Annotated in this window: 15 protein-coding genes and 1 other RNA gene; 12 read left to right on the forward strand and 4 right to left on the reverse strand. The window is 73.2% G+C overall.

The features are described 5' to 3' along the window. Window positions 1–9 precede the first annotated feature (9 nt). From smpB to ACLE50_RS20860, 7 genes are all read left to right on the forward strand, one after another. Window positions 10–501: an SsrA-binding protein SmpB gene (gene smpB, locus ACLE50_RS20830; protein WP_410945294.1), complete on the forward strand. Its 492-nt coding sequence runs from the start codon at window positions 10–12 to the stop codon at window positions 499–501. A gap of 14 nt (window positions 502–515) precedes the next feature. Then, window positions 516–1,454 (forward strand): amidohydrolase family protein, encoded by a 939-nt coding sequence (locus ACLE50_RS20835; RefSeq protein ID WP_410945295.1) that lies wholly within the window; start codon window positions 516–518, stop codon window positions 1,452–1,454. Between the two features lie 5 nt (window positions 1,455–1,459). Continuing rightward, window positions 1,460–2,731 (forward strand): saccharopine dehydrogenase family protein, encoded by a 1,272-nt coding sequence (locus ACLE50_RS20840; RefSeq protein WP_410945296.1) that lies wholly within the window; start codon window positions 1,460–1,462, stop codon window positions 2,729–2,731. Window positions 2,732–2,825: 94 nt separating this feature from the next. Next, window positions 2,826–3,208: a transfer-messenger RNA gene (ssrA, locus tag ACLE50_RS20845) on the forward strand. A 239-nt stretch (window positions 3,209–3,447) separates the two neighbouring features. Then, window positions 3,448–3,639, forward strand: coding sequence for a ferredoxin (locus tag ACLE50_RS20850; RefSeq protein WP_410945297.1), 192 nt, complete (start codon window positions 3,448–3,450; stop codon window positions 3,637–3,639). Window positions 3,640–3,698: 59 nt separating this feature from the next. After that, on the forward strand, window positions 3,699–5,402 hold the full coding sequence (locus tag ACLE50_RS20855) for a class I adenylate-forming enzyme family protein (protein WP_410945298.1): 1,704 nt from the start codon (window positions 3,699–3,701) through the stop codon (window positions 5,400–5,402). A gap of 45 nt (window positions 5,403–5,447) precedes the next feature. After that, on the forward strand, window positions 5,448–6,938 hold the full coding sequence (locus ACLE50_RS20860) for a cryptochrome/photolyase family protein (RefSeq protein WP_410945299.1): 1,491 nt from the start codon (window positions 5,448–5,450) through the stop codon (window positions 6,936–6,938). On the opposite strand, the gene yczE is transcribed toward ACLE50_RS20860, so the two are convergent. After that, a complete protein-coding gene (gene yczE / locus ACLE50_RS20865; protein ID WP_458788565.1) occupies window positions 6,935–7,534 on the reverse strand; it encodes a membrane protein YczE in 600 nt (199 codons plus the stop codon). The genes ACLE50_RS20860 and yczE overlap by 4 nt on opposite strands. Window positions 7,535–7,631: 97 nt before the next feature. Between yczE and yczR the strand changes: the two genes are divergently transcribed. From yczR to ACLE50_RS20880, 3 genes are all read left to right on the forward strand, one after another. Further along, the gene (gene yczR / locus ACLE50_RS20870) at window positions 7,632–9,059 is read left to right on the forward strand and encodes a MocR-like transcription factor YczR (protein ID WP_410945301.1); all 1,428 of its coding nucleotides are present in this window, start codon (window positions 7,632–7,634) and stop codon (window positions 9,057–9,059) included. A 75-nt stretch (window positions 9,060–9,134) separates the two neighbouring features. Further along, window positions 9,135–9,677, forward strand: coding sequence for a DUF3558 family protein (locus ACLE50_RS20875; RefSeq protein WP_410945302.1), 543 nt, complete (start codon window positions 9,135–9,137; stop codon window positions 9,675–9,677). 75 nt (window positions 9,678–9,752) lie between these two features. Continuing rightward, entirely contained in the window at window positions 9,753–10,157 is a 405-nt protein-coding gene (locus ACLE50_RS20880) for a hypothetical protein (RefSeq protein WP_410945303.1), read from the forward strand. Window positions 10,158–10,292: 135 nt separating this feature from the next. Here ACLE50_RS20880 and ACLE50_RS20885 read toward each other — a convergent pair whose 3' ends face one another. Then, complete coding sequence (locus ACLE50_RS20885) at window positions 10,293–11,747, reverse strand: GntP family permease (protein ID WP_410945358.1); 1,455 nt, start codon at window positions 11,745–11,747, stop codon at window positions 10,293–10,295. Between the two features lie 5 nt (window positions 11,748–11,752). Beyond that, a complete protein-coding gene (locus ACLE50_RS20890; RefSeq protein ID WP_410945304.1) occupies window positions 11,753–12,289 on the reverse strand; it encodes a gluconokinase in 537 nt (178 codons plus the stop codon). 127 nt (window positions 12,290–12,416) lie between these two features. Between ACLE50_RS20890 and ACLE50_RS20895 the strand changes: the two genes are divergently transcribed. Next, the gene (locus ACLE50_RS20895) at window positions 12,417–13,151 is read left to right on the forward strand and encodes a FadR/GntR family transcriptional regulator (protein WP_410945305.1); all 735 of its coding nucleotides are present in this window, start codon (window positions 12,417–12,419) and stop codon (window positions 13,149–13,151) included. A gap of 85 nt (window positions 13,152–13,236) precedes the next feature. Then, window positions 13,237–14,064 (forward strand): TrmB family transcriptional regulator, encoded by an 828-nt coding sequence (locus ACLE50_RS20900; RefSeq protein ID WP_410945306.1) that lies wholly within the window; start codon window positions 13,237–13,239, stop codon window positions 14,062–14,064. On the opposite strand, the gene ACLE50_RS20905 is transcribed toward ACLE50_RS20900, so the two are convergent. Then, on the reverse strand, window positions 14,065–16,062 hold the full coding sequence (locus ACLE50_RS20905) for a S9 family peptidase (RefSeq protein ID WP_410945307.1): 1,998 nt from the start codon (window positions 16,060–16,062) through the stop codon (window positions 14,065–14,067). Between the last annotated feature and the right edge of the window lie 58 nt (window positions 16,063–16,120).

Consider the following 16,120-nt stretch of genomic DNA (forward strand, 5'->3'; position numbering starts at 1 on the left):
GCTGGTGGGGTGAAGGAACAGGGCCGGAAGGTGATCGCGCAGAACCGCCGTGCCCGGCACGACTACGCCGTTCTCGAGGAGTTCGAGGCCGGGGTGGCACTGCAGGGGACCGAGGTGAAGAGCCTCCGTCTCGGCCGGGCGTCGCTGGTGGACGCGTTCGCCACGATCGACGACGGCGAGATCTTCCTGCGCGGGCTGCACATCCCGGAGTACGTGCGGGGCAGCTGGACCAACCACGAGCCCCGCCGCACCCGCAAGCTGCTGCTGCACCGCGAGGAGATCGACCGGCTGATGGGCAAGACCCGCGAGGGCGGGCTCACCCTGGTGCCGCTGTCGCTGTACTTCTCCGACGGCAAGGTCAAGTGCGAGATCGCGCTGGCCCGCGGCAAGAAGGCGCACGACAAGCGCCGCGACATCGCCAAGAAGGACGCGGAGCGCGAGATCGCCCGCGCCGTCGGCCGGTCCGCCAAGGGCCGGGCGCGTGAGCTGCGCGGGAGCTGACCCGCCCGCCTAAGGTGGGCGTCGTGGATCTTCCCGCGCCGCCCGCCGACGACGGCGACGTCCCGCGCTGGACCGCCGACCTCGACCTTCCCGGGCTGGTCGACGTGCACGTCCACTTCCTGCCCGAGCGGATGCTGGCCAAGGTCTGGGCCTACTTCGACCAGGCGCAGACGCACTACGGCACCCCGTGGCCGGTGCAGTACCGCCACGACGAGGCCGAGCGCTACGCGATCCTCGAACGCCTCGGCGTGCTGCGGTTCGCGCCGCTGACCTACCCGCACAAGCCGGGCATGGGGGCGTGGCTGACGGAGTGGGCCGGCGAGTTCGCCGACACCCACCCGCGCGCGGTGCGGACCGCGACGCTGTACCCGGAGCCGTCGGTCGCCGACTACCTCGGCGCCGCTGTCGACGCCGGGGCGCGCGTGGTGAAGGTGCACGTCCAGGTCGGCGGGTTCGACCCGCGCGACCCGCTGCTGCGCGACGCCTGGGGGCTGCTCGCCGAGGCCGGCATCCCGTCGGTCGTGCACTGCGGCGACGGGCCGATCCCCGGCTCGTACACCGGGCTGGGGATCTTCGCCGAGGTGCTGGAGGCACACCCCGGGCTGCCGATCGTGCTCGCCCACGCCGGCATGCCCGACTACCGCGGCGCGCTGGAGCTGGCCGAGCGGTACCCGAACGTCGTGCTCGACACGACGATGGTCGGCACCCCGTTCACGCAGCGGATGGCGCCGCTGCCCGGTGACTGGCCTGCGCGCCTGGCCGAGCTGCCCGGCCGGGTCGTGCTCGGCACCGACTTCCCGAACATCCCCTACCCCTACGCCGAGCAGCTCGCCGCGATCCACGACTGGGCCGCGGCCGACCCGCGGCTGGGCCGCGGGTTCCTGCGCTCGGTCCTGTACGACGCCCCCGCCGAGCTCCTCGGTGTGGCGGTCCCGAGCCTTCCCGAGGAGTGACTCCCGTGAGCGACACGAATTCCGAGTCCGATTCCCACCCCGAGCCCGAGTCCGGGGCCGGCCGCGAGTTCGACCTGGTGCTCTACGGCGCGACCGGTTTCGTCGGCGCGCTGACCGCCGCCTACCTGGCCGAACACGCCCCGGACGGGCTGCGGATCGCGCTCGGTGGCCGGTCGGAGCAGAAGCTGCGCGGCGTCCGCTCGACGCTGGCCGGTGCGGCGCGGGAGTGGCCGCTGGTGGTGGCCGACGCGTCGTCGGCGACGGACATGGAGCGGCTCGCCCGCACCGCCCGGGTCGTCGTCTCCACCGTCGGCCCGTACGTCGAGTACGGCCGGGAGCTCGCGGCGGCCTGCGCCCGCGCCGGGACGCACTACGCCGACCTGACCGGTGAGGTGCTGTTCGTCAAGGACTCGATCGACCGCAACCACGACGCCGCGTTCGCGTCCGGAGCGAAGATCGTGCACTCCTGCGGCTACGACTCGGTGCCGTCGGACCTCGGCGTCCTGCTGGCGCACGAGGCGGCGCAGGCCGACGAGGCAGGCGGGCTGACCGAGGTGCGCACGGTCGCGTCGTTCCGCGGCGGGATGAGCGGCGGCACCGCCGACTCGGTGCGGATGCAGATCGAGGCCGCGCACGGCGACCGCGACGACCGCCGCGTCGTCACCGACCCCTTCGCGCTCTGCCCGGACCCGGCCGCCGAGCCGATGCCCGCGCAGCCGTCGCCGACCCCGCCGCCGGGCCGCGGGCCGGACGGCGAGTGGATCGGCCCGTTCATCTTCGCCGGGTACAACGCCCAGCTGGTGCGGCGCAGCAACGCGCTGCTCGACCACGCCTACGGCCGCAGCCTGCGCTACGGCGAGCTGCAGAACTGCGGGCGCGGCCCCCTCGGCGCCGTGGCGTCGGTGCTGCTCACCGGGGCGCTCGGCGCGCTGGTCGCCGGTCTCTCGGTACCGCTGCTGCGCCCGCTGACCGGCCGGCTGCTGCCCACCCCGGGCACCGGCCCGTCGGAGCAGGCCCGCCGCAACGGCTGGTTCCGGATGGACATCGACGCGCAGACGGAGTCCGGGGCCCGCTACCGGGCCCGGGTGCAGGGCGCGGGCGACCCCGGCTACGCCGCGACCGCGGTGATGCTGGGGGAGTCGGCGCTGGCACTGGCGCTGGACACCGGCCGGCTGCCCGACCGGGCCGGGGTGCTCACCCCGGCGACCGCGCTCGGAGACGTGCTGGTCGACCGGCTGCGCGCGGCCGGGCACACCTACGCGGTGGTGCCCGCCTGAGACCCCGCGCGACGCGCATGCCGGAACCGGAATGATCCCGGCGGCCACGGGCGTTATGCTGGTACGGCAACACAGGTGGACCACACACCGACCAGGGGGTGAACGGTTTCGACTCCGATCGTCGATCGAGGTGAAGCGTGCCGAGGAAGGCGACGATGATCTCGTTAACCATCCGTCGCAAACCAATAAGTGCCGACAACAGTCGCACTGCCAAGAGCGCTTTCGCGCTCGCTGCCTGATTCACTCAGGTAGGGCTGTCGGGCCGGAGGCGTCCCCGCTCCGGATCCCGGCATCATTGAGGGGACTCACCCTGCGGCTCGGCCGCGGAGTCGCAGGGGACATCGAACAGCGGCTGGGATCGTCACACCGGCTCGTCCACGTGACCGGTGGATCCGAGTAGAGACACAGTGGACTGCGCACGGAGAAGACCTCGTGAACCGACGGAGGACCCGGGTTCGATTCCCGGCACCTCCACCACCTCGCGAACGGCCCCGTCCCGGACTCCCGGGGCGGGGCCGTTCGTCGTCCGGTGCCCCGGTCGCCGGAGCGCCGGAGATGCCGAGGGGCACCCTCGCTACCGCCGGTGGAAACGAGGGTGCCCCTCGGGGCAGCGGCGGGGCGGTATCGGCGGGGCGGTGAGACGCGCCCCATCGTTGCGTTGTGAAATTGTGCATTGCCAACGTCCGAGGCGGCGGCGCGGTGGCATGCTGACGATCGTGCGCGTGACCGTGGACAAGGACCTCTGCATCGGCGCCGGCCAGTGCGTGGTGACCGCGCCCGACGTCTTCGACCAGGACGACGAGGGCATCGTCGAGCTGCTCGCCGAGACCCCCGACGAGTCCGAGCGCGACGGCGTGATCGAGGCAGAGAACGTGTGCCCGGCCCGGGTGATCAGCGTCGAGAAGTGATCAGCGTCGAGAACTAGCACGCGCACGGCCTCCCCGCCCCGAGAAGCAGAGGAGCTTCGATGGGTCAGTACCGTCAGTACCTCCCGCCCGGGCAACCGAGCTTCCACCTCGACTACCCGGAGCACGCGACCGCGGGCGACCTGCTCGCCGGCTCGGCGCGGCGCTTCGGGGACCGGGTCGCGTTACGCGACGGCGAGGAGACGCTCACCTACGCCGAGCTGTACGACGCCGCCCGCCGCGTCGCCGGTGGGCTCACCGACCTGGGGATCGGCCCCGGGGCGACGGTCGCGCTCGACCAGCCGAACTCCCTGTGGTTCACCGTGAGCTACTACGGCGTCCTGCTCGCCGGGGCCGTCGTCACCCCGGTCAACCCGGGCCTGCCCGCCGGGCTCGTGCACGACCAGCTCGTCGAGGCCGGCGCGGTCGCGGCGATCGCGCACCCGGCCACGCTCGGTGTGCTCGCCGAGGCCGCGGTGCCGGGGCTGCGGCACACCGTCGTCGTCCCGCCGAGCCACGCCGCACCGGGCGAGGTCCCGGCCGGGTTCACCGGATCGCGCCTGGAGACCCTGCTCGCCGCCGAGCCGGCGCCGCGACCCGCGACCGGCCCCGCCGACGTCGCCCAGCTCTGCTTCACCGGTGGTACGACGGGCCGGTCCAAGGCCGTCGAGATCACCCATCGCAACGTCGTCGCCAACTCGGTGCAGACCGCCGCGTACCGCACCGGCTCGGTGCCCCGCGTCGACGACGACGGTGGCGTGTACCTGGAGGCGGTGCCCGCGGCCCGGACACCGTGGACACCGGAGCCGGGGACGACCCGCTCGGTCGCGCTCGCCCCGTTCTTCCACGCCATGGGCCTGATCGGGCAGAACGTGGCCGTGCTCTCCGGCACCGACGTCACCGTCTTCGGCCGCTTCGACCCGGTCCGGTTCCTCGACACCCTGGAACGCCTGCGGGTCGACCAGATGCAGGGCTCGCCCGCCCTGTTCCACGCGCTGCTCGCGGTGCCCGGCGTCGAGCAGCGGGACCTGACCTCGGTCCGCTGGGTCGGCACCGGCGCGGCACCGATCGAGACCGACACCCTGGCCCGCCTCGCGCGGGTGTTCCCGAACGCGATCGTCGTCGAGGGTTACGGGCTCACCGAGGCCACGATGGCACTCGCCGTGCACCCGCTCGCCGGGCCCGGCGTCGTACCGCCCGGCTCGGTCGGCGCGCCGCTGTTCGACACCGAGCTGTCGATCCGCTCGCTCACCGACGGCTCCGAGCTCGGCCCCGGCGAGGTCGGTGAGATCTGGGCCCGCGGCCCGCAGATCGCCGGTGGCTACCGCAACCAGCCGGAGCTGACCGCCGAGCAGTTCCCCGGCGACGGCTGGCTGCGCACCGGCGACCTCGGCCGGCTCGACGACGAGGGTTTCCTGCACCTGTCCGGCCGGGCCAAGGACATGCTGATCTACAAGGGCTACAACGTGTACCCGGCCGCGCTGGAGGAGGTCCTGGTGCAGCACCGGGGCGTCGCGCAGGCCGCGGTGATCGGGGTGCCCCGCGACGGGGTCGGCGAGGTCCCGGTCGCCTTCGTCGTCCCCGCCGCGAGCACCGACGGCACTCCCGGGCTCGCCGAGGAGATCGTCGAGCACGTCGCCGCCCGGGTCGCGCCCTACGCCCGGGTGCGCGAGGTCCGGTTCGTCGAGGCCCTGCCGACCTCGGCCGCGGGCAAGGTGCTCAAGACCGAGCTGCGTGCGTCGTTCGCCGGGACCGCCGCGGGCTGATCCGGTCGCCGCGCAGGCGCGTCGCGGCGCCCCGACACTGGACCGATGGCGCAGGACAGCTCGGCCCCGCTCTGGCTCTTCGGCGACCAGCTCGGCCCGCACGTCTGGGACACCGACGAGTTCGCCGGCCGGGAGATCGTGCTCGTCGAGTCGTCGCGGGCGCTGGGCCGCAAGCCGTTCCACCGGCAGAAGCGGCACCTGCTGCTGTCCGGGATGCGTCACCTCGCCGAGCAGCTCGGCGACCGCGTCACCTACCTGCGCACCAAGACCTACCGCGAGGCGCTGGACAAGGTGGGCAGGCCGGTGGTGGTGCACCAGCCGACGTCGTTCCCTGCCTCGGACCTGGTGCAGCGGTTCCGCACGGAGGGGCTGGTCACCGAGGTCCGCCCGACGCCGACCTTCGCGCTGTCGAAGGCCGAGTTCGACGACTGGGCCGGTGACCGCGACTCGTTCCGGATGGAGGAGTTCTACCGGACCCAGCGCGAGCGGTTCGACGTGCTGATGGAGGGCACCGAGCCCGTCGGCGGCACCTGGAACCTCGACCACGACAACCGCGAGTCCCCGCCCAAGGGCGCCGAGACGCTCGGGGTGACGCCACCGTGGCAGCCGGACGAGGACGAGATCGACGAGCAGGTCCGGGCCGACCTCGACGCCGCCGGGTGGCCGACGGTCGGCGATGACGGCCCGCGCCGGTTCGCCGTCACCCACGACGAGGCGACGGAAGCGTTGCGGCACTTCGTGCAGCACCGGCTCGACACGTTCGGCCCGTACGAGGACGCGGTGCTGGACGAGGACTGGGCGATGGCGCACTCGCTGTTGTCGGTCCCGCTGAATCTCGGTGTGTTGCACCCGCTGGAGGCCGTCCGGGCGGCGGAGCAGGCGTACCACGACGGGACCGCGCGGCTGGCGAGCGTGGAGGGCTTCGTCCGGCAGATCCTGGGCTGGCGGGAGTACGTCTGGCAGTTGTACTGGCGCTTCGGGCGCCGGTACACGCGCAGCAACCGGCTGCGGGCGCGCACGCCGCTGCCGGACTGGTGGACCGATCTCGACGGCGACGCGGTGACCGCGCGCTGCCTGTCGTCGGCGCTGACCGACGTCCGCGACCGTGGTTGGACTCACCACATCCCGAGGCTGATGATCCTCGGCAACCACGCGCTGCAGCGCGGCTACCAGCCGGCCGAGCTGAACGAGTGGTTCGCGACGGCGTTCGTCGACGGGTTCGCCTGGGTCATGCCCGCCAACGTGATCGGGATGAGTCAGCACGCCGACGGCGGCCGGATGGCGACCAAGCCGTATGCCTCCGGCGGCGCCTACATCGACCGGATGACCGACTTCTGCTCCGGCTGCGCGTTCGACCCGAAGGTGCGGGTGGGGGAGAGGGCGTGCCCGTTCACCGCCGGGTACTGGCAGTTCGTGCACCGCAACCGGGAGCTGATGGAGTCCAACCACCGGACCAAGCGGGCCGTCGCGACGATGGACCGGCTGAAGGATCTCGACGCGCTGCTGGAGCAGGAGAGCGCGCGGGAGCGGTTCTAGCGTTCTGCCGGGCCGGTCCGGACGCTGCACCAGGGCAGGAACAACTGCACCAGCGGGCCGACGGCGAGGGCGTAGGCGATCGTGATCGGTCCGAACGTGCCGCCGAGCAGCCATCCGCTCAGTACGACGGTCACCTCGATCGCGGTGCGCGCCCACCGGACCGAGACGCCGAACCGTTGCGAGAGACCGGTCATCAGCCCGTCGCGCGGGCCCGGGCCGAGGCCGACACCGACGTAGGCGGCGGTCGCGGCGGCGTTGAGCACGATGCCGGTGACGGCGCACGCGATCCGCAGCGTCCACCCGTCGAGCTCGGGGATCAGGGCCAGCCAGAGATCCACCGACACCGCGATGACGACGACGTTCGCGACCGTCCCGATCCCCGGCCGCTCGTGCAGCGGTATCCAGGCGAGCAGCACGACCACGGCGACGATCACGGTCGTCGTGCCGATGCTCAGGCCGGTGTGCAGGGCGAGGCCCTGGTGCAGCACGTCCCATGGCATCGCGCCGAGGCTGCTGCGCAGCATGAGCGCCATCGAGCAGGCGTAGGCCACCAGGCCGAGGACGAGCTGGGCCAGTCGGCGGGTGCGGCGCGGCATCCGTAGCGACCAGCGGGTGGTGCGGTCGATCGTCACGGAATGGCATGCTTCCTCGGGCATTGGCCTGCTGTCATCGAGCCAATCCGGGAGAAGTGGCATGAACGCGTCGCGGCTGGCGGAGCTGCTCGGCGGGGTGCACGACGGGTCCGGTCCGGCGTACCGGGCGCTCGCCGACGGCGTCCGGGTGCTGGTCGCGGACGGTCGGCTGCCTGCGGGGACCCGGCTTCCGGCCGAGCGGGCGCTGGCGGAGGCGTTGCGCGTCAGCCGGATCACCGTCACCCACGCCTACCGCGAGCTGCGCCGCGACGGCTGGGCCGAGGCCCGGCACGGCGCAGGAACCTGGGCGCGGCTGCCGGACGGGCCGTTCCGCACCGACGGCGTCTGGGCGCCGGAGCCGGAACGGGCCGGTGTCATCGACCTCGCGCACGCCGCGCCACCGGCGCTCGACGGCATGCCACTGCTGGTCCGCCGGGCGGTGGACCGGCTCGATGTCGAGCTGACCGGGCACGGCTACGGCCCCGAGGGGCTGCCTGCGTTCCGTGCCCGGATCGCCGAGCGCTACACCGCCCGCGGCGCGCCGACCGACCCCGGCCAGATCGTGGTCACCAGCGGTGCGCTGCACGCGATCGGCACCGCCGTCGCCGAGCTGACCGGGCCGGGGGACCGGGTGCTGGTCGAGCACCCCACCTACCCGAGCGCGCTCGACGTCCTGGCCGACGCGGGTGCCCGGGCGGTCCCCGTCGCGCTCGACCGCGACCCGCCCGCGGACGCGTTGCCGCGGGCGGCCCGGCAGACCGCGGCGCGGGCCGCGTACGTGATGGCCGACTTCCAGAACCCCACCGGCGTACTGCTCGACGACGACGCCCGCGCCCGCCTGCTGCAACGGCTGTCCCGTCTCGACGTGGTCGCGATCGTGGACGAGACGTTCGCCGAGCTGGACCTGCGTGATGCCCCGGAGGGGCCGCTGCCGTGCGCCGCGCATGCACCCCGGCCCGACGACGTCGTCACCGTCGGTGGGCTGAGCAAGGTCGCCTGGGGCGGGCTGCGCCTGGGCTGGATCCGCGCCGCCCGTGAGCCAGCGGCCCGGATGCGTCGCCGGCTGGCTCGCGCCCAGATCGCACCGCCGGTGCTGGAACAGCTGATCGGCGTCGAGGTGTTCGACGCGCTCGACGGCCTGCTCGACGAACGCCGCAGGTTGTTGCGCGAGCGCCGCGACGCGTTGGTCGGCCTGCTCGCCGAGGAGTTCCCCGGCTGGCGGGTGCGTCCGCCCGACGGCGGCCTCGCCCTGTGGTGTGACCTGGGAGAACCGGTGTCGAGCGCGCTCGCCGCCGTCGCGCCGCGGCACGGGCTGCTGCTCGCTCCCGGCCCGCGCTTCGGCCTCGGCCGGGCATTCGACGACCGGCTGCGGCTGCCGCTGACCCATCCGGTCCCCGTGCTGGCCGAGGCGGTACGGCGGCTGCGCCGGGCCTACGACGACGTCGGCTCCGGAGCCGCGGCCGGGATGCGGCCCGAGCTGGTGGTCTGAGATCTGTCCGGATTCGTGTCCGTTCACCGGGGCAGGTGGCTAGGCTCGTGCGGACGTACTGACCTCGGAGGCGGCGTGGCGCGGTGGTCCCTGGCTCTGGTGGTGCCGGTGGTGGTTGCGGTGGTCGCGGGGTGTGGGTCGGTGCCGGCGGGGCCGCCGGATCCGTTTCCGCCGCGTCCGCAGGCGATCGACATCGAGCGGTTGGATCCGTGTGCGTTGCTGACTCCGGAGCAGCAGGAGGCGCGAAACGTCGGCTCCGGACAGGCCGGGTCGGCCGTGCTCGACGGTGCCACGACCCGGGCTTGCTCGTGGGTGAGCATCGATTCCCCGCTCAGCTACGCCGCTCAGCTGATTCCTCAGAGCGCCGTGGGGGCCAGTGGGGAGCCGGGAACGATCGACGGCTACGGGAGCGTCCGGGTCGCTGACCGCGTCGACACCTATCCGCGCTGCGATGTTCTGCTGGACGTCAACGACGACCAGCTGATTCGCATCCAGGTCGAAGCTCAGACTCGCCCGAGTCCCGGCGATCAACGGTCCTACCCGGTCGCCGAAGTGTGTGCTGCGGCGGAGAAGACAGCATCAGACGTCCTCAGGAGCGCACGCCGCGCAACGCCGTGATGAGCGGCGTTCACAGTGGTGAACTGCCCAGACGAATGGCAACGGGGACATGACTGGGTGCCTAGCGTCCCGAGCATGACGATTCATGCGAATGCCCCGCGGGGAACCGCCTCGGACAGCTTGATGGTGCAGATCAATCCGGACAACGTGCTCCAGGCGCACGCAGTGTTCGCTTCCCATGCCGAGGCGATCCTCAGACAGCTAGTACGGGCCAGCTTCTGGCGTCGCGTCGATCGTCCTGGTGACGACCCGATCTCGGTCGATGCTCAGCGGCTGTTCCAAGACAAGATCGACACCATCTTGGATGTGCATCGGGCGCACTACGAGGAAATCCTGGAGGTGGCGCGGCGCCTCAAGGAGGCGGCCCTGCAGTACCAGTTCACCGAGGACGAGGTCACCGCGGTCTTGAAGCCGGAGCGTGAGCGATTCGGGCTTCCGCCGCTTCCCCCACCGCCACCCAATCCGCCCCGGTCGTCCTGACCCCGCGCCGGCCGCCGGTCCGCGACGACTGGCAAATCGATCGGCGTCGTCGTCGGCCGGACCGGCGCCGGCGTACGCGTGGCGCCGCGCCGCGCCGGGGGCGAGCGACGCCCGGCCCGGCTACGGCACGGAGGTTCAGACCACCAGGTCCAGCAGCAGTACCAGGATCAGCCCGGTCACCGAGATGACCGTCTCCATGATCGACCACGCCTTCACGTTCTGGACCACGGTCAGGCCGAAGTACTCCTTGACCAGCCAGAACCCGGCATCGTTGACGTGGGAGAAGAACAGCGACCCGGCGCCGATGGCGAGCACCAGCAGCGACGTCTGACCCGCGTCGAGGGTCGGCAGCAGTGGCACCATGATCCCCGCGGCGGTGACCGTCGCGACCGTCGCCGAGCCGGTGGCCAGGCGGATCGCCACCGCGACCAGCCAGCCGAGCAGCAGCGCGGAGATCCCGGCGCCGGTCGCCCAGCTCGCGATGAGCTGGCCGATGCCGGTGTCGACGAGCGTCTGCTTGAACCCGCCGCCGGCGGCGACGATCAGCACGATCCCGGCGATCGCGGGCAGCGACGCTTCCAGCGTGGCGGTGACCGCCTTGCGGCCCATTCCGGCACCGCCGCCCAGGGTGAACATTGCGACGATCACCGAGATCAGCAGCGCGACCAGCGGCGTCCCGATCAGGTGCAGGGCGTCGTGCACCGGCTCGCCCTTCGTGCTCACGACGTCGGCGACCGCGCGGGCCATCATCAGCACGACCGGCAGCAGGACCGTCGCGAGGGTGATCGCGAAGCTCGGGCGGCGACGCTCCGGCTCGGCCCCGACGCCGTCGGAGCCGGTGCCGGAGTCGGAACCGGCGTCGGTGCCCGACCCGCCGGAGCCGGCGGTGACGGCGACCTTCGCGTCGAACAGGGCCGGCGGGGCGACGTCGACCCAGCGGGCGGCGAAGCGCGCGAACACCGGACCGGCCACGGCGACGACCGGGATCGCGACGAGCACACCGAGCGCCAGCGTGATGCCCAGGTCGGCGTTCAGGACACCGATCGCGGCCAGCGGGCCCGGGTGCGGCGGGACGAGCCCGTGCATCGCGGACAGCCCGGCCAGCGCCGGGATGCCGACGGCGATCACCGACAGCTGCGCCCGCCGCGCCACCAGGAAGATCACCGGCATCAGGATGACCAGGCCGATCTCGAAGAACATCGGCAGCCCGATCAGGGCTCCGACCAGCGCCATCGCCCACGGCAGCGTGCGCGGTCCGGAGCGGGCGACGATGCCGTCGACCAGCCGGTCGGCGCCGCCGGAGTCGGCGAGCAGCTTGCCGAACATCGCGCCGAGCGCGATCAGCGTGCCGACGCTCGCGGCGGTCTCGCCGAAGCCCGTGGTGAAGGACTCGACGGCGTCGGTCATCGGCACCCCGGCGACGGCGGCGACCAGCAGCGAGCCGATCGTCAGTGCGAGGAACGGGTGCAGCGAGAACTGGGTGATCAGCACGACCAGCGCGACGATCCCGACCACGGCGGCGGTGATCAGGCGTCCGCCGGAGGCGACCGGGGCGGCCTGCTCGGCGGCGAGAACCAGGGTGGGCAGCAGCGTGCTCACACCGACACCCCCACGAGGGCACGGGCCTCGGCGCCCTCGACGAGGGTCTCGACGTCGCTGTCGAGGTCCAGGGTCACGCCGGGCTCGTCGTCCTCGAGCGGCTCGAGCGTCGCGAGCTGGGAGGTGAGCAGAGCCGGGGGCATGAAGTGGCCGTGCCGGTCGTCCATCCGGCGGGCGAGCACGTCGCGGCCGCCGTGAAGGTGCACGAACCGGACGGTCGGGGCGCTCGCGCGCAGCCGGTCGCGGTAGACGCGGCGCAGCGCCGAGCAGGCGACGATCAGGCCGGTGCCGGCGTGCCGGGCGAGCTCGGCGCCGACGGCGTCGAGCCAGGGCCAGCGGTCGTCGTCGGTCAGCGGGACGCCGGCGTGCATCTTGGTGACGTTCGCCGCGGGGTGGAGGTCGTCGGCGTCGAGGAAGGGGACTCCGTGGCGCGCGGCGAGCGCGCTCCCGACCGTCGACTTGCCGGATCCGGAGACGCCCATGACGACGATCAGGGGCGGGGTGGACGGCGTCGAGCGCTGCTGCTGCGTCATTGCATCGGCTCCTCGGTGTGGCAGGTTCGCCCCAGAGTGCGCTTTAAGTAGTACTTATTCAATACCGTATCGATACAGATACGATGAAACGCCGCTACCTGCGGTTTTGGTGTGCCAGGATCACCGGATGACGGGGCAGGAGCGGGCGCGCAACGGCGGCGGACTGCACGCGGACGTGCTCGACCGGCTCGGTGCGCTCGTCGCCGGCGGGGAGCTCGAACCCGGCCAGGTCCTGCGCGCCGACGAGCTGGGCGAGCGGTTCGGGGTGTCGCGCACCGTCGTCCGCGAGGCCGTCCGGGTGCTGGAGTCGATGGGGCTGGTGCAGAGCCGCCGCCGGGTAGGAGTCACCGTCGCCCCGCGCGAGCGCTGGAACGTGCACGACCCGCGGGTGATCCGCTGGCGGCTCGACGGCCCGGACCGGGACCGGCAGCTGCAGTCGCTGTCCGAGCTGCGCGCCGGCGTCGAACCGGTCGCGGCACGGCTGGCCGCGGTGCGTGCGACGCCCGAGCAGTGCGGGGACCTCGTCGGGGCCGTCATGGACATGGCCGTGTACGGCCGTTCCGGGGACCTGGCCGCGTACCTGGAGGCCGACGTGCAGTTCCACCGGACGCTGCTGGCCGCCTCCGGCAACGAGATGGTGGCCGCGCTCGAGGGGGCCGTGGCCGAGGTGCTCGCCGGCCGGACCCGGCACCACCTCATGCCCGACCGTCCCGAGCCGCGGGCGATCCGGCTGCACTCCGACGTCGCCGACGCCGTCCGCGAGGGCGATCCGGACGCCGCGGAGACGGCCATGCGGGAGATCCTGGTCGAGGCGTCCGCGGCCATGCGTGCGGTCACCGGTACCTCACCCGAGGACGGGTGAGGACGATCCGGGCGTAGCACTCGGGGCCTCCGGATCGACACCTCTCCTGTGTTCCCGCCGGGAGGCGGGTGATGAAGGGGAGACGATGTCGGTCGAGCACGTGGTCGAGGAGCTCCAGCGCCTCGGCATGTCCGGTTACGAGGCCAAGGCCTATGTCGCGCTCGTCGCGGGTGGGGCGGCGCTGAACGGCTACGAGGTCGCGAAGCGGTCCGGGGTGCCGCGCAGCACCGTCTACGAGACGCTCGGCAAGCTCGTCGGGCGCGGGGCCGCGTTCGAGGTCCGCGGCGACGACGACGCCGTCGGCTACGTCGCGCTGCCGCCGGAGGTCCTGCTCGAGCGGATGCGCCGCGAGTTCGACGCCACGGTGACCAGCCTGAACGACTCGCTGACCGGCCTGCACGGGCCCGAGCAGGCCCGGCTCGTGCACCCGCTGACCGACCGTGCGTCGCTGGTCCAGCGGGCGCTCGACGTCGTCGCCACGGCCCGCCTGGAGCTGTTCGTCTCGGGCTGGCCGCAGGAACTCGTCGACCTCAACGCGGCGCTGCGCGGGGCCGAGGAACGCGGTGTGCGGGTGGCGAAGGTGGTCTTCGGCTCCGACGCCGACCCGGTCGGCTGGACCACCGAGCACCGCTGGTCGGCGCCCGACGCCGTCGAGGCCGACCTCGGGCGGCGCATGCTCGTCGTCACCGCCGACCGCGACGCCGCCGTGGTCGGCGGGCTCGCCGCCGACCACACCCGCGGGCTCTACACCGACGATCCGGCGACGGTCATGCTCGCCGTCGAGTACGTCCGCCACGACATCGCGCTGCACCTGGTCGCCGACCGCTACGCCGGCGCCGGGTTCGCCGAGTTCTGGGCGTCCGACCCGAGCGTCGCGCGGCTGCGCCGACCGCTGGAGTACCGGGCCGGCTGATCAGCCGGCCGGCATCTCGTCGGGACGGTCGCCGCCGAGGTGACGGCCGAAGAAGTCCAGGATGATCTGCGCACGCCGGACCCGGTTGCGCGGAGCGCCGCCCCGGGACAGGCCGTGGCTCTCGCCGGGGAAGCGCCAGTACTCGACGGGCTTGCCGAGCAGTCGCAGTGCGACGAACAGGCCATCGGCCTGCTCCGGCGGGCAGCGCAGGTCCTCCTCCGAGTGCAGGATCAGCATCGGCGCGGTGATCGCGGCGGCGTCGTGCACCGGGGACATCGCCCGGTAGCGCTCCGGCTTCTCGTAGAGCGTGACGCCGAACTCCCAGTGGAAGAGCCCGCCTGCGTCCGAGCTCCACTCGTTGGACTCGATGTTGTTCACCGCGCGCTCGCTGCACGCGGCGGCGAACCGGTCCGGGTGGTGCGAGGCCAGCCAGGTCGTGAGGTAGCCGCCGTAGGACCCGCCGAGGACGCCGACGCGGTCGCGGTCCAGCTGCGGGTAGGCCTCCAGCGCGCCGTCGAGCGCGGCCATGACGTCGTCGGCGTCGATGCCGCCCCAGCCGGTGCCCGGCGCGACCTCGGCCTCGGGCGCCCGGATCGCCTGCAGCCAGCTCTCGCTGCGCCCGGTCGAGCCGTGCGGGTTGCACCAGACGACCGCGTAGCCGGCGCCCGCCCAGAGCCGGAACTCGTCGAACCAGCTGCTGCCGTACTGCGCCATCGGGCCGCCGTGGATGGACAGCAGCGTCGGGAACGGGCCGTCGCCGCGACCGGTCGGCAGCAGCACCCAGGTGTCGATGTCGCCGTCACCGGCGGGGGAGGGGACGCCGAGGCGTTCGGGCATCGGGGCGGGGACCTCGGCGTGGAACGCGTCGGTCAACCCGGTGCGCCGCACGGGTTCCCCGGCGTCGTCGAGGACGTAGAGCTCGGGCTGGTGGGTCGGGTCGCCGATCAGCAGCGCGGTCGTGCCACCGGCGCGGTCGTACCCGGCGACGACGCGGTCGCCGCCGACGAGCAGCTCCGGCTGGTCCCCGGCCGCCGTGCCGACCCGGTGGAGGGTCACCGCGCCGCCGTCCTCGGCGGCGAACAGCAGGGCCTCGCCGTCCCAGACCGGGGCGCGGGCGCCCGGGAACGGCCGGCAGGTGCGGTCGAGCGAGCCCGCGAGCCGGGTCTCGGCGCCGGTCGTGACGTCGATCACGACGGGGTGCGCGTTCGCCGGGACGGCCAGGTGCTCGTCGGCGACCAGGGCGGCGACACGGTCCCCGTCCAGGGAGAACGACGGCAGCGCGTACAGCGCGGGCGTGGTGGTCAGCAGCCGCGGCTCGGCGCCGGCATCGTCGACGTCGACGAGATAGAGCCCGCGGGTCTCCGACAGGTCCCAGTCCTTCTCCCGCCCGGCCGCGACGACCAGCGTCCGGTTGTCCGGCGACCACGCCGGGTCGGAGTGCTCGAACGGGCCGCCGGCGACGATCCGCGGCGTGCCGGCACCGGCGGCGTCGACCACGAACACGCTCGACGGCCGGTCGATGATCCAGCCCTCGCCGTCGAGCCGGGAGAAGAGCCGGTCGATCCGGCGCGGGCCGCGGGAGCGGTCGTCGTCGCCCTGGTCGTAGCGGGCGGTGCGCTCGCGGGAGACGAACGCGATCCGCGCGCCGTCCGGCGACCACGCGACCTCGGAGATCCCCTCGTCGCGGGTGCACAGCACGACCGGCTCGCCGGGCCCGTCGAGCGGCAGGACCCGCAGCGACGCACCGCCTTCGCCGGTGCTGGTGACGACGGCCAGCCGTGTCCCGTCCGGCGACCACACCGGCGACGAGTCGCCGTGCTCGCTGCCGGTCAGCTGGCGCGGCGGGGTGGCGCCGTCGGCGTCGGCGAGCCAGACCGAGGTGCGGTAGCGGTCCTTGTCGAGGTCGACCCGGCGCACGGCGAACGCGATGCGCGAGCCGTCCGGGGAGACGGCGGGGGAGCCGATGTCGATGAGTCGTCCGATGTCACGGGGTTGCACGCGTCGCACGCTAGGTGGGATGACGGGCGGACGGCACCCCCCTTTCCGGGGCGTGAAC

The organism is Pseudonocardia phyllosphaerae, assembly GCF_046546475.1.
GTDB lineage: Bacteria > Actinomycetota > Actinomycetes > Mycobacteriales > Pseudonocardiaceae > Pseudonocardia > Pseudonocardia phyllosphaerae.

Coding starts and splice junctions, on each gene's coding strand:
- yczE (WP_458788565.1), bottom strand. CDS start 7,534: ATGCCGCGCCGCACCCGCCGACTGGCCCAGCTCGTCCTCGGCCTGGTG.
- ACLE50_RS20880 (WP_410945303.1), top strand. CDS start 9,753: ATGACGATTCATGCGAATGCCCCGCGGGGAACCGCCTCGGACAGCTTG.
- yczR (WP_410945301.1), top strand. CDS start 7,632: ATGAACGCGTCGCGGCTGGCGGAGCTGCTCGGCGGGGTGCACGACGGG.
- ACLE50_RS20860 (WP_410945299.1), top strand. CDS start 5,448: ATGGCGCAGGACAGCTCGGCCCCGCTCTGGCTCTTCGGCGACCAGCTC.
- ACLE50_RS20895 (WP_410945305.1), top strand. CDS start 12,417: ATGACGGGGCAGGAGCGGGCGCGCAACGGCGGCGGACTGCACGCGGAC.
- ACLE50_RS20900 (WP_410945306.1), top strand. CDS start 13,237: ATGTCGGTCGAGCACGTGGTCGAGGAGCTCCAGCGCCTCGGCATGTCC.
- ACLE50_RS20890 (WP_410945304.1), bottom strand. CDS start 12,289: ATGACGCAGCAGCAGCGCTCGACGCCGTCCACCCCGCCCCTGATCGTC.
- ACLE50_RS20855 (WP_410945298.1), top strand. CDS start 3,699: ATGGGTCAGTACCGTCAGTACCTCCCGCCCGGGCAACCGAGCTTCCAC.